13 protein-coding genes are annotated in these 12,783 nt (G+C 67.0%); 7 read left to right on the plus strand and 6 right to left on the minus strand.

Going from position 1 to position 12,783, the window contains the following annotated elements:
* The first annotated feature begins 278 nt into the window (after positions 1 to 278).
* Together LE190_RS20935 and LE190_RS20940 are read left to right on the plus strand one after the other, a co-directional pair.
* A complete protein-coding gene (locus LE190_RS20935; RefSeq protein WP_225240525.1) occupies positions 279 to 617 on the plus strand; it encodes a PadR family transcriptional regulator in 339 nt (112 codons plus the stop codon).
* The gene (locus LE190_RS20940; RefSeq protein WP_225240526.1) at positions 614 to 1,156 is read left to right on the plus strand and encodes a DUF2812 domain-containing protein; all 543 of its coding nucleotides are present in this window, start codon (positions 614 to 616) and stop codon (positions 1,154 to 1,156) included. Before LE190_RS20935 ends, LE190_RS20940 begins: the two co-directional genes overlap by 4 nt.
* Positions 1,157 to 1,169: 13 nt before the next feature.
* Here LE190_RS20940 and LE190_RS20945 read toward each other — a convergent pair whose 3' ends face one another.
* From LE190_RS20945 to LE190_RS20960, 4 genes are read right to left on the minus strand one after another with little or no spacing between them, the layout of a single operon-like run.
* Positions 1,170 to 2,042, minus strand: coding sequence for a hypothetical protein (locus tag LE190_RS20945; protein WP_225240527.1), 873 nt, complete (start codon positions 2,040 to 2,042; stop codon positions 1,170 to 1,172).
* 17 nt (positions 2,043 to 2,059) lie between these two features.
* A complete protein-coding gene (locus LE190_RS20950) occupies positions 2,060 to 2,857 on the minus strand; it encodes a hypothetical protein (RefSeq protein WP_225240528.1) in 798 nt (265 codons plus the stop codon).
* Positions 2,854 to 3,366, minus strand: a complete 513-nt coding sequence (locus LE190_RS20955; RefSeq protein ID WP_225240529.1) for a hypothetical protein — start codon at positions 3,364 to 3,366, stop codon at positions 2,854 to 2,856. The genes LE190_RS20950 and LE190_RS20955 overlap by 4 nt, the downstream gene beginning before the upstream one ends.
* Positions 3,367 to 3,417: 51 nt before the next feature.
* Positions 3,418 to 3,708 carry a DnaJ domain-containing protein gene (locus LE190_RS20960; RefSeq protein ID WP_224946330.1) on the minus strand — a complete coding sequence of 97 codons (291 nt, stop codon included), beginning with the start codon at positions 3,706 to 3,708 and terminating at the stop codon, positions 3,418 to 3,420.
* 275 nt (positions 3,709 to 3,983) lie between these two features.
* Between LE190_RS20960 and LE190_RS20965 the strand changes: the two genes are divergently transcribed.
* From LE190_RS20965 to LE190_RS20975, 3 genes are all read left to right on the plus strand, one after another.
* Entirely contained in the window at positions 3,984 to 5,756 is a 1,773-nt protein-coding gene (locus LE190_RS20965) for a glutamine--tRNA ligase/YqeY domain fusion protein (protein ID WP_225240530.1), read from the plus strand.
* A 271-nt stretch (positions 5,757 to 6,027) separates the two neighbouring features.
* Positions 6,028 to 7,836 (plus strand): sensor histidine kinase, encoded by a 1,809-nt coding sequence (locus tag LE190_RS20970; RefSeq protein WP_225240531.1) that lies wholly within the window; start codon positions 6,028 to 6,030, stop codon positions 7,834 to 7,836.
* 142 nt (positions 7,837 to 7,978) lie between these two features.
* The gene (locus LE190_RS20975; protein ID WP_225240532.1) at positions 7,979 to 9,859 is read left to right on the plus strand and encodes a sensor histidine kinase; all 1,881 of its coding nucleotides are present in this window, start codon (positions 7,979 to 7,981) and stop codon (positions 9,857 to 9,859) included.
* A gap of 51 nt (positions 9,860 to 9,910) precedes the next feature.
* Here the strand turns inward: LE190_RS20975 and LE190_RS20980 are convergent, their stop codons facing one another.
* Together LE190_RS20980 and LE190_RS20985 are read right to left on the minus strand one after the other, a co-directional pair.
* Entirely contained in the window at positions 9,911 to 10,138 is a 228-nt protein-coding gene (locus LE190_RS20980; RefSeq protein WP_225240533.1) for a hypothetical protein, read from the minus strand.
* Positions 10,135 to 11,055 (minus strand): SDR family oxidoreductase, encoded by a 921-nt coding sequence (locus tag LE190_RS20985; RefSeq protein ID WP_225240534.1) that lies wholly within the window; start codon positions 11,053 to 11,055, stop codon positions 10,135 to 10,137. Before LE190_RS20985 ends, LE190_RS20980 begins: the two co-directional genes overlap by 4 nt.
* A 165-nt stretch (positions 11,056 to 11,220) precedes the next feature.
* Between LE190_RS20985 and LE190_RS20990 the strand changes: the two genes are divergently transcribed.
* Both LE190_RS20990 and LE190_RS20995 read left to right on the plus strand, forming a co-directional pair.
* Complete coding sequence (locus LE190_RS20990) at positions 11,221 to 12,249, plus strand: CDP-6-deoxy-delta-3,4-glucoseen reductase (protein ID WP_225240535.1); 1,029 nt, start codon at positions 11,221 to 11,223, stop codon at positions 12,247 to 12,249.
* A 123-nt stretch (positions 12,250 to 12,372) separates the two neighbouring features.
* Entirely contained in the window at positions 12,373 to 12,747 is a 375-nt protein-coding gene (locus LE190_RS20995; protein ID WP_225240536.1) for an HPF/RaiA family ribosome-associated protein, read from the plus strand.
* Positions 12,748 to 12,783: the final 36 nt, after the last annotated feature.

The raw sequence follows: 12,783 nt of genomic DNA on the forward strand, positions 1-12,783 counted from the left end.
CGCTGGAATCCACCACTTTAGTCTTCCCGCCAGGGATAGCAAGCCCGGATTGCAGCCGTGCGCGCGTCAAGCCTGGGTCGCCCGCCACCCGTTTCGCGGGAACGGTGCAGGCCAGGCAGTGTGCCGTGCAGCGCCTGGCGCATCGGTTCTTCCATGCAATTACCTGGCTGGCATAAAGATCGCTACGACTGTTGACAACGTTCAGGCGACGGCTATTATATCGACACGCGATATGTCGATTGCCGATATAGCGACTGACGATAGTCAAAGGAGACGGCTTGGACCTCAACTATGCGACCTACCTGCCCCTGTCGGAAGCCACCTTCTACGTGCTGGCCGCCCTGAGCGAACCGCTGCACGGCTATGCGCTGATGCAGAAGGTGGAAGCGATGAGCGAAGGCCAGGTCGTGATCGGACCGGGCACGCTGTACGGCGCCTTCACCACCCTGGAAAAGCAGGGCCTGATCGAGAAACTGAGTGAAGTCGAGCGGCGCAAGACCTATGGGCTGACGGAGAAGGGAAGGCTGGTACTGGCCGAGCAGGTGCGCCGGCTCGCCATCATGGTACGCAATGGGCAGTTCGCGCTGCCCCACTCGAGCAAAGGAGAAGCAGCGTGAGCAAGACGGTACGGATTTTCAAGTTGTTCTGGGCCCACGAGGACGAGGCGCAGGAAGACTGGCTGCGCGCGATGGCGCGGCAGGGACTGCACCTGCTCAAGGTCAACCCGCTGTGCTTCTGGACCTTCGAACGCGGCGAGCCGGCCGACATCGTGTACCGCGTCGACTTCCCGAACGCCAGCCACGACCCGGCCTTCCGGCAGCTCATGCAGGATGCCGGCTGGCGCCTGGCCGCCAGCACGGTCGGCTGGCACTACTGGCGCACCCCGGCTGTCAGGGGCAAGGCGCCGGCACTGTTTACCGACAATGCCTCGAAGGCCAACAAGTTCAGGCAACGGCTGGCCATGTTCGTGGCAAGCGCCATTCCCCTGTTCGTCACGTTCGTCCTGCTGGACATGCCCCGCAGGCTGGGCGAACTGTCCGTGCCCTTCCTGGTGGCGTATTGCAGCGCCCTGGCCTTCTACCTGCTCGTCATGCCTTATACGCTGGTACGCCTGTGGCTGCGGGTGCGCGCGCTGGAGAGGGCCTGCGCGGCTTGACCCCGGGCGCGGCTCAGGGCAGGTCCGGGTCGAGCTCGGAGCCTGCGTAGTTTTCCAGCTCGGTGAACAGCTGCGCCATGCTGGCGCGGGTGCCGATGTGCTGCAGCACCGTGCAGTGCTGGCGGTAGGTGTCGATGCGCTCGGCGATGATGGGCTGGTGCGCCGCCGGGATGTTCTCCATCAGCGCAGCCCAGCCGGCCTCGAAGTCCGGCTTGTTCTTGCGTACCGATTTCACCAGGCGCTCGAACTCCTTCTGTCCGGTGCGCGCGGTGATGCGCCCGCCGCCCTCCACCGCGAAGATGATCGCCAGCGCGATCACCCCTTCGGCATTCAGGTCCGGATCGTTGATCGGGCCCTCGTAGTGGTGGCGGCGCAGCCATTGGGCCGCGCGCACGATCGCCTGCACGCCCTGGCGCTGCCTGAGCTGGCCGACGTAGCGCTCGTAGCCGGTCCAGCTCTCGCCCGGGTCGGCCGTGCACAGGTCGATGAACAGTTCCTTCAGGCGCCGCTGCGAATACACCGGATCGAGGTCGTACTCGCCCACCAGGCTGTCCTCGGGCAGCGCGGCCAGCTCCTTCACCAGGCGGAAGCCCTGCTGGAACACCAGCTCGGGGCCCTCCTCGATCAAGAGATCGAGCGCGTCGAGGTCGTCGTCGGTGTCGAGCAGGTGCTCGAGGCCGAGCGAGACCCCGCCCACGGTCAGCAGCAGCGCGCGCCCGATGCCTTCCGCGGTGCGGTCGTTGGTGAACTTCTCGGCCACCATCGCGGTGATGCCGGCCAGTTCGTCAGCCAGCACCGCGGCTTCCTCGGCCGAGGCTTCCTCCGGCAGCAGCTTGATGGCGCGCACCAGGCGCGGCAGCTTCTCGATGACGATCGCGGGCAGCATGGATCCTGGCGCTCCGCTCACGAGAAGATGTCCGTGCCAAGGCTGCGGCGGGCGCTGCGGCGCGGCATGCTGCGCACCGACGGCACCTGCTTGCGCAGGCGGTACAGCAGTTCGCGCGTGCTGCGCTGCATGAAGGGCGACTCCTCGTCGGGATCGTCCGGCAGCTCGACGTCGGCCATCTCGGCGCTGTGGCGGAATTCCGGGAACAGTTCGAGCAGCGAACGCTCCCAGCCGTCCTCGCTGGCCTTGGCCAGGTCGACCGCCAGCGGCGCGATATCGCTGTCGCCGCTGGTCTGGGCCGTCACGTAGCGGCCCTTGGACAGGATCTCGCCGGCCAGCTCCAGGATTTCCTTCGGCGCCAGCGACCACAGGATGGCGAACACGGTGGCGCCATGGTCGGTGGCCGAAGCTTCCTGCAGCAGCTCAATGCGGCGCTCTTCGTCGTCGTTGGCGTAGACGATGCCGTGCACGTGGTTGAACAGATTCTCGGCGATGCGTTCCGGATCGTCCTCGATCAGGTTGTCTGGCCAGGTGGCCGCGATGTAGGCCAGGCTGTCGGCCCAGGCCTTGGGCGGCACCAGCATGGTGGCCAGCGAGGTCTTGGCGCCGTCGAAGCCGGACAGGTGCAGGGCCGTGACCTGGGGTGGCAGGGTCGACAGCACTTCGACCACCGCGTAGTCGCCGTGCTCGTCGGCCGCCTGCGAGAACGCCTCCTCGGCGTGCTCGAGCGAGCCGGCCAGCACCAGTTCGCTGACCTGCCTGGTCAGGGCCGGCAGATTGGCCTTGCCGGCGTCGCTGGATTCCTGGTCGCTCATTCGCGTTCTCCTTCCGGATCGAACAGCTGGGTGAAGTCGTCGCTGGCGGCAGTGCCGTCGATGTCCTCGTCCTCGTCGCCGTCGTCGCCCTCGCCGAGGCGGTCGAGCGAGCGGTCTTCGTCTTCCCAGCGCGCCTGGTTCTTGTACAGGAAAGCGGTGATGATCGCCTGGCGCGCCAGTTCCGGGTAGTTGGCGGTCATCGCGGCATACATGGCGCTGCCCTGCTCGCCTTCGCACTCGGCCATCGCGAACACGCGCGCCGTATCGCCGCCCTCGTAGTCCGCGGCTTCGCGCATCAGGCCTTTCGGATCCTTGAAGCGGATGCAGTCAACGAGGGCGAAGGCCATCAGGTTGACGTCGTCCAGGCCCGAGCCGCTGGCGTATTCCGACACCAGCGCGCCGACCATCATGTCGTAGTTCTTGCGGTTGGGCGGATCGCCCAGCGTGCCCTCGATCTGGCCTTCCAGTTCGCGCGACTGGAACGAGAATTCCGGATGTACGTTTTTCATTATGTGTCCTGTTGATTCATGATTGGGCGCGCCGGCCACCGGCCGCCAGCGTCATGCCTGCACGTTCACGCCATGCAGCGCGAACAGCGAGCGCCACAGCTCGAAGGCCTCGGCCTCGGCGTCGAGCACGATGCGGTGGTTGACGCTCTGGTTGTACTCGGCGCGCCGGACCGGATCGGACAGGACTTCATAGGCCTTGGTCACGGCCTTGAAGCGCGCTTCGGCGCCCGGCGCCCCGTTGCGGTCCGGGTGGTAGCGCATCGCCAGCGAACGGTAGACCTTCTTGATCTCGTCGTCGCTGGCATTCGGGGCGACGCCCAGGATCGCGTATAAGTTTTCCAAAGAAATTCTCCCGGCAAAGGCCGCACATGGTGGCCGCACGGCAAACGCGAAACGGCAAAAAACGAGATTATCCACTATAAGACGGCAGCTTGCCCAGCGTGTCGCCAGCTTCCGATCCGATACGACGGACGTGGCCGGACCTTGCGAACGGCCGCTGTTGCCCACAGTATGTGTCTACCAGGTGTGGCTTACCGTGCGCTCCACCACATACCGGGCCGGCCAGCCCCGGGCTTACGGTAAAATGGCCGCAATTTACCATTCAACACTCCTTTTTCATGAGCAACGAGAAGAACAACCCGGCGGCCAACGCCAGGACGGCGCCGGCTGCGACGCCTTCCCCCAACTTCCTGCGCACCATCATCGACAACGACCTGGCGGCAGGCACACACGCGCGCCCAGGCATGCCGCCCGTGATCACCCGCTTCCCGCCGGAGCCGAACGGCTACCTGCACGTGGGCCACGCGAAGTCGATCTGCCTGAACTTCGGCCTGGCGCGCGACTACGGGGGCCGCTGCCACCTGCGCTTCGACGACACCAATCCGGAGAAGGAAGACCAGGAATACGTCGACACCATCATGGATTCCGTGAAATGGCTCGGCTTTAGCTGGGAATACGGCGACGGCGAATACCTGCACTACGCCAGCGACTATTTCGACAAGCTGTACGAGATGGCCGAGTACCTGATCCGCGAAGGCAAGGCCTACGTGGACAGCCAGAGCCCCGAAGAAATGGCGAAGAACCGCGGCAATTTCAGCACGCCGGGCACCAACTCGCCCTTCCGCAACCGTCCGGTGGAAGAATCGCTGCAGCTGTTCCGCGACATGAAGGCCGGCAAGTACAAGGACGGCGAACACATCCTGCGCGCCAAGATGAGCGAAGACGCGATGTCGTCGCCGAACATGACCAACCGCGATCCGGCCCTGTACCGCATCCGCCATGCGCACCACCACCGCACGGGCGACGCCTGGTGCATCTACCCGATGTACGACTACACGCACCCGATCTCGGATGCGCTGGAGTCGATCACCCATTCGATCTGCACGCTCGAGTTCCAGGACCACCGCCCAATGTACGACTGGCTGGTCGCTACCTTGGCCGACGGCGGCTTCTTCCCGCGCCCGGTGCCGCGCCAGTACGAGATGGCGCGCCTGAACCTGACCTATGTCGTGACCTCCAAGCGCAAGCTGCGCGAGCTGGTCGATACCGGCGTGGTCACCGGCTGGGACGATCCGCGCATGCCGACCATCGTCGGCCTGCGCCGCCGCGGCTATACACCGGAATCGATCCAGCTGTTCTGCGAGCGCATCGGCGTGTCCAAGGCCGACGGCTGGATCGACATGAGCACGCTGGAAGGGGCGCTGCGCGACGACCTCGACCCGAAGGCGCCGCGCGCGATCGCCGTACTGCGTCCTTTGAAGCTCATCGTCGACAACTTCCCGGAAGGCGAATCGGTGGAATGCACCTCGCCGGTCCACCCGCACCACCCGGAAATGGGCATGCGCAGCTTCCCGTTCACGCGCGAGCTGTGGATCGAGCAGGAAGACTTCATGGAAACCCCGACCAAGGGCTATCACCGCTTCACACCGCCCGTGGGCGACCAGCCGGGTTCGCGCGTGCGCCTGAAGTACGGCTTCGTGGTCGAGTGCACCGGCTACGACAAGGACGAGAATGGCAAGATCACGGCGGTGCACGTGAAGTACTTCGAGGATTCGAAGTCGGGTACGCCGGGCGCCGACAACTACAAGGTCAAGGGCAACATCACCTGGGTCAGCGCCGCCACCGCGCTCGAGGCCGAGGTGCGCCTGTACGACCGCCTGTTCACGGAACCGCAGCCGGACGCCGGCGGCAAGGACTTCAAGGCCGCCCTGAATCCCAATGCGCTCGAGACCGTCAAAGCCTACCTGGAGCCGGGCATGAAGGACGCCGTGGCCGATCAGCGCTTCCAGTTCGAGCGCCATGGCTACTTCGTGGCCGACCGCGTGGACTCAACGCCCGGCAAGCCCGTGTTCAACCGCGTGACCACACTGAAGGATAGCTGGGGCAAGTAATCCGCTTCGTCCCAGGCGCGAGGGCAGGCCGGTGGTCTGCCCTCTTCCATTTGGCGGATCGCTTTCCAGACCCGCGCCCGGGTTTCGTTGCATGGCAACAAAACCTATCAGCTCTGATAGGACCCTCCTATCGTAAACAAGCTTAGCGTATGAGTGTTTTAAGCGTGCAAGAAACGCTTCCACTGCGCAAGCGAGATTACGGTATATGCATCTCCCCTCTCCTTCCCATCAGCCGCTAGCCGCACCGGCGACGATGCTGGCAGGACTGTTCTTGTCCCTGGCGGTCGGCACGGCGCTCTACCTGGCCACCGCCAAGGCCATCGACAGCGATGCCGAAGCGCGCTTTCGCGGCATGGCGCGCGCCGCCCAGCACACGATCGATGCGCGCATCAAGAGCTATACGGACGTGTTGCGCGGCACGGCCGGGCTGTTCCATGCCAATGCGGACGTCAGTGCCGAAGAGTTTCGCCAGTACGTCGAGCAGCTCGACACACCGCGCAACTTTCCCGGCATGTCGGTCATCAATTTCGCGCGGACCGTGCGTGCCGCCGATTTGCCGGCAATTGACGCCGAGATCCGGCAGCGACTGCGCCAGCATGGCATGCCCGAACCGGCGCAGCGCCTGGTGCCGGTACCCGGCCGCGACAGCTACTCGATCATTACCTATATCGAACCCGCCAGCCGGCAAGCCCTGTCCAAACTCGGCACGGACCTCGAGCGGCTACCCCACGTCCGCAGCATCCATGCCACCACGCGCGACAACAACAGCATCGCGGCCTCGGGTACCCGGCTCAGCATGCAGCCCGGTCCGAATCCCTATCACCTGGCGATGCGCCTGCCGGTCTACCGCAGCGGTATGCCGATCGAGACCGTGGACCAGCGCCGTGCCGCGTTCATCGGCACCGCGGGCATCGGCTTTGGCGTTGCCCAGATGGTGGGCGGCGTGCTCGACGAGTTCCCGGTCAAGGGCGTACGCCTGGTGCTGAGGGACCTGAACGCGATACCGCACGGACCAGGAGAAGCGCCGCCCAGCGCGATCCTGTACGACAGCCATGGAGGGACCGCGCGACCCGCGGCAAGGCCGACAAGGGAAGGCGACGGGGTACTGCACGCCAGCCTGCCGGTACGCTTCAACCAGCGCGAATGGCGCGCCGACTTCAGCATCGAGCGCAGTGTGCTGCACTCGCGCTTCGACCAGTACTACCCGTGGATGGCGGCCCTGGCCGGCGCCCTCAGCACCGCCCTGCTGTACGCCCTGTTCCAGACCATGGCCTCGTCGCGCCGCAGCGCCCTGCGCATGGCCGGGGACATGACGCGCGAACTGCGCGCCAGCCAGGCCAAGCTGCAGGCCACCAACGAAAAGCTGCGCCAGCTGGCGGCCCATGCCGAACAGATCAAGGAAAACGAGCGCAAGCGCATCGCACGCGAGATCCACGACGAGCTGGCCCAGAACCTGCTGGCCCTGAAGATCGAGGCCGAGATGCTGGCCCGGCGCAGCCACGGCAGCCATGGACACCTGCACGAGCGGGCCGCGGCCACGGTGCGCCAGATCGACCAGAGCATCCGCAGCGTGCGCCAGATCATCATCGACCTGCGTCCCAACGTGCTCGACCTGGGCCTGCACGCGGCGGTGGACTGGCAGGTGGCCGAGTTCGCGCGCCGCACCGGCATCGCCTGCGAGCTGAACGAGGATGTAGACAGGGATGCGGATGAAGCCGGACAGCACCTGGACGACAGCTGCGCCACCGCGCTGTTTCGCATCCTGCAGGAGTCGCTCAGCAACGTGGCCCGGCATGCGCAAGCGACCCGGGTATGGATCGACCTGCACCAGCATGCCGGCACGCTGGCGATGACGATCCGCGACAACGGCATCGGCATCGCCCCGGGCAGCCGTAACCGCAGCGGGTCCTTCGGCCTGGTGGGCATCGAGGAAAGGATCAATATCCTCGGCGGCAGCTTCTCGATCAACAGCGGGCCGCGCGGCGGCACCACCGTCGTCGTAAGCGTGCCGGTCCGCGGCCGGGCAGCCACGCCCGCCCTCGCGCAGGACAGCACAGCGCCGCTATCCGTGCCGGCCTGAGAAGCCAGTCCACCCTCCCTGGACTGTTGCTTATATGCAAAACTATCATTTCTGCTAGGTACCTTGTTCCTAGAACACGCTTAGCGTATGCATGATGTGCCGGGACGCGGCACATTCAACCCAGGAAGCGAGACGAAGCACCATGCCTTTCTCCCGTCGATCCACCTGTCCGCCCGCCACGCCGGCGGTGGTGTTCACCGGAGCCCTGCTGTCGATCACGATCGGCGCCGGCTTCTACTTGGCGACCGCCGAGGCCATCGAAAGCGATGCCGAGGCGCGCTTTCGCGGCATGGCGCGCGCCACCCAGTATGCGATCGACGCCCGCATCAAGAGCTACACCGATGTCCTGCGCGGCGCGGCCGGCCTGTTCCACGCCAAGCCGGACACCAGCGCCGGCGAGTTCCGCGAATACGTCGAGCAGCTCGACACGCCGCGCAACTTCCCAGGGATCGTCGCCCTGAACTACGCGCGCAGCGTCAGACCCGACGCACTGGCGGCGCTCGATGCCGAACTGCGGGAGCGCCTGCGCGCGGCCGGCATGCCGGCACCCGTCCGCGGCCTGGTTCCCGTCCCCGGCCGCGACAAGCATACCGTGATCGTCCGGATCGAGCCGGCCAATCCGCACACGCTCGCCAAGCTCGGCACCGACCTGGAGGAGAGCGGCCATCTGCGTCGCCTCCTGCACGCTTCGCGCGACGGCAACACGATCACTACCTCGGGCATCCGGGTTTCCGGCTTCGGCCGGTACGTCCAGGGCGGCACGGTGCTCGGCATGCGCCTGCCCGTGTACCGCGGCGGCATGCCGATCGAGACCGTGGACCAGCGCCGTGCCGCCTACCTCGGGTCGGTCGGCATCAACTTCGGCGTGGACCGGATGGTCGGCGGCGTGCTCGAAGGCTTTCCCGTGAAGGGCGTGCGCCTGGTACTGACCGATGTCGAGGCCCCGCCGGTGGCGCCGGGCGAAGCGCCTCCCAGTCCGGTCCTGCACGACAGCCACGCCGCCAGCGGGAGCGCGCTGCCGCGGCTAGATGCGGCCGGCCTGCTCACGGCCAGCCTGCCGGTGCGTTTCAACCAGCGCGAATGGCGCGCCGACTTCAGCATCGAGCGCAGTGCGCTGCACTCGCGCTTCGACCAGTACTACCCGTGGATGGCGGCCCTGGCCGGCGCCCTCAGCACCGCCCTGCTGTACGCCCTGTTCCAGACCATGGCCTCGTCGCGCCGCAGCGCCCTGCGCATGGCCGGGGACATGACGCGCGAACTGCGCGCCAGCCAGGCCAAGCTGCAGGCCACCAACGAAAAGCTGCGCCAGCTGGCGGCCCATGCCGAACAGATCAAGGAAAACGAGCGCAAGCGCATCGCACGCGAGATCCACGATGAGCTGGCCCAGAACCTGCTGGCCCTGAAGATCGAGGCCGAGATGCTGGCCCGGCGCAGCCACGGCAGCCATGGACACCTGCACGAGCGGGCCGCGGCCACGGTGCGCCAGATCGACCAGAGCATCCGCAGCGTGCGCCAGATCATCATCGACCTGCGTCCCAACGTGCTCGACCTGGGCCTGCACGCGGCGGTGGACTGGCAGGTGGCCGAGTTCGCGCGCCGCACCGGCATCGCCTGCGAGCTGAACGAGGATGTAGACAGGGATGCGGATGAAGCCGGACAGCACCTGGACGACAGCTGCGCCACCGCGCTGTTTCGCATCCTGCAGGAGTCGCTCAGCAACGTGGCCCGGCATGCGCAAGCGACCCGGGTATGGATCGACCTGCACCAGCATGCCGGCACGCTGGCGATGACGATCCGCGACAACGGCATCGGCATCGCCCCGGGCAGCCGTAACCGCAGCGGGTCCTTCGGCCTGGTGGGCATCGAGGAAAGGATCAACATCCTCGGCGGCAGCTTCTCGATCAACAGCGGGCCGCGCGGCGGCACCACCGTCGTCGTCAGCGTGCCGGTCTGCGGCCAGGCGGACGCAGCGTCCACGCTTCCCCGGCAGGCGGACGCGATGCCGCTCTCGGTGCCGGCCTGAGGTGCCGGCCTGAGGTGCGGGCCTGAGGTGCCGGCAGCGGCAGCGCTGCCGCTACTTCTTCTTGCCGGCGCCGGCCTTGGCCTGGGCGCTGGCCTGGTACAGGCTGCGCGCGTCGGCGTGGGCGCGCTCGAGGGTGCGCATTTCCGGCTTGTCGTCGTGCGCGACGAAGTACTCCCGGTCCTGGGCGTCGACGACGATCTTGATCGCGGCGGCATCGGCCACCCCGTATTTTTCGACGATCAGGGTGGTCACTTCGTCGAGGTATTCTTCGTAGGTCATGCTGGCCTCTCTTTCGGAAGGCCCGATTGTACGGGAGGCGCGGGCAGCTGCGCCAGCGCCGCCGCCACGTCGGGATAGCGCAGGCGCGCGCCCAATTCATGCTTGAGGCGTCCGTTATCCAGGCGGCGCGACTCGGACATGAAGGACAGCAGTACCGGCGTCACCACCTTCTCCAGTTCGGCGCGCGGCAGGCGCGGCGGACGGGCCAGGCCGCAGGCGTCGGCCACCGCGTCGAAGTACTCGCCCATCTTCAGGCGGGTATCGTCCACTGCATGCACTACCCTTCCCCCGCCGCCACGCAGCAGCGCCAGCGCAACGATGCGCGCCAGGTCGTCCGCGTGGATATGGCTGGTGTACACGTCGTCTTCCGGGCGCAGCGCCGGCGTGCCCTGCGCCAGGCGCCTGAGCGGCAGGCGGTCGGCGGCATAGATGCCGGGCACGCGCAGGATCGCCAGGCGGGTGCCGGACGCGCGCGCCCAGGCGCGCAGCACCCGCTCGGCGTCGACGCGGCGCAAGGCGCGCGCATTGCGCGGCGCCACCGGCCGGGTCTCGGGGACCAGGGCGCCGGCGCAGTCGCCATACACGCCGCTGGTGCTCACATACACCATGCCGGTGGCGCGGCCCAGCGCCGCGGCCAGGTGGCGGGTACGGCGGTCCTGGCGGCCCTCGGCCTGCGGCGGCGCCAGGTGCACCACCCAGTCGGCCAGCCGGTGCAGGCGGCGCAGGGTATGCGGCTGGTCGAGGTCGGCCACGAGCGGCACCGCGCCGGCCGCGCGCAGGACCGGCACGCGCTCGCGCTGGCTGGTGAGCGCGAACACGCGGAAGCGGTCGCGCACCAGGGGCAGCAGGCGCATGCCGACGTCGCCGCAGCCGACGATGAGCAGGCGCGGACGGTGGAAGGCGGAAGGCTGGATCATGGAAGGATCGTGCACGGTTCATGCACGGCAGGGCTGTCTGAAAGCCGTCTACTCTAGCACGCCGCCAGGCGTTTCACGGGGCCTGGAGGGCCGGTGTAGAATAGCGGCCACCGCCGCAACCGGCGCCTGCCACCTATCCGCAACCGCAACCATCCTTTCGCCTGCATGACTTTCCAGATCACCGTCCAGCCCAGCGGCCACCAGTTCACCTGCGAGGCCGACGAAACCGTCCTCTCCGCCGCGATCCGCGCCGGCATCGGCCTGCCCTACGGCTGCAAGAACGGCGCCTGCGGCTCGTGCAAGGGCCGGATCGCCGAGGGCGAGGTCGTCCACAAGCCACACCAGCAGCGCGCGCTGGGCGAAGCCGAGAAGGCCGAGGGCATGTCGCTGTTCTGCTGCGCCGTGCCGCAGCAGGACCTGGTGATCGAAGCGCGCGAAGTGGGCGGCAGCTCGGAATACCCGGTGCGCAAGATGCCGACCCGGATCGCCGCCATCCAGCGCGCCGCGCCGGACGTCGCCATCGTCAGCCTGCAGTTGCCGGCCAACGAGGCGCTGGCCTACCGCGCCGGCCAGTACATCGAATTCCTGCTCAAGGACGGAAAGCGGCGCGCCTACAGCATCGCCTGCGCACCCTCGTTCAGCGGCCCGCTGGAACTGCACATCCGCCACCTGCCGGGCGGCCTGTTCACCGACCACGTGTTCAGCGCCATGAAGGAGCGCGACATCCTGCGCTTCGAGGGCCCGCTCGGCACCTTCTTCCTGCGCGAGGAATCGGGCAAGCCGATCGTGCTGCTGGCCTCCGGCACCGGCTTCGCCCCCGTCAAGGCCCTGGTCGAGCACCTGATGCACCTGAAGTCCACGCGCCCGGTCCGCCTGTACTGGGGCGGCCGCCGCCCGCAGGACCTGTACATGGACGAGTTGTGCCGCGCCTGGGAAACCACGCTGCCCGACTTCCGCTACATCCCGGTGGTGTCGGACGCGCTGCCGGAAGACGCCTGGCAGGGCCGCACCGGCTACGTGCACGCGGCCGTCATGCAGGACCTGCCCGACCTGTCCGGCTACCAGGTGTACGCCTGCGGCGCGCCGGTCATGGTCGAATCGGCGCGGCGCGACTACGTGGCCGAATGCGGCCTGCCGGAGGACGAATTCTTCGCCGACGCCTTTACCACCGAAGCCGACCTGGCCCAGCCCTGAATTCCAGCCGCGGCCTCATGTTGGGCTTGCAACTTGCCAATTGGCCCATATCTGCCATCATAGGACGCGGCCGCGACGCAGCCGCGAGTACGATGTAAGCGTTATGACAACAGGAGCAAGCATATGCAGATCAATGTCAATACCGACCGCACCATCACCAACCGCCAGGGCCTGGACGAACACGTGGAAAGCGTGGTGCGCGGCGCGATCGACCGTTTCAACGACCACATCACCAGCGTCGAAGTTCACCTGAGCAATGAAAACCGCGAAAAAGGCGCCGACGGCGGCAATTCCTGCATGATGGAAGCGCGCGTGCGCGGCTACCAGCCGATCGTCGTGCACGAGCACTCGGACGACCTGCGCCAGTCGATCAAGAATGCCGGCGGCAAGCTGGCGCGCGCCCTCGACAGCGCGATCGGCCGCCTGCAGGACAAGAACAAGCACGATACCGCGCCGGTCATCGACCCGCTGGCCGACAAGCACCTGACCGACTCCTGATTCCGTCCCGCGCAGGCCCTGCTCCTGGGCCTGCGC

Origin of the sequence: Massilia hydrophila (assembly GCF_020208145.1) — a bacterium.
In the GTDB taxonomy this organism is placed as follows: Bacteria; Pseudomonadota; Gammaproteobacteria; order Burkholderiales; family Burkholderiaceae_D; genus Telluria; species Telluria hydrophila.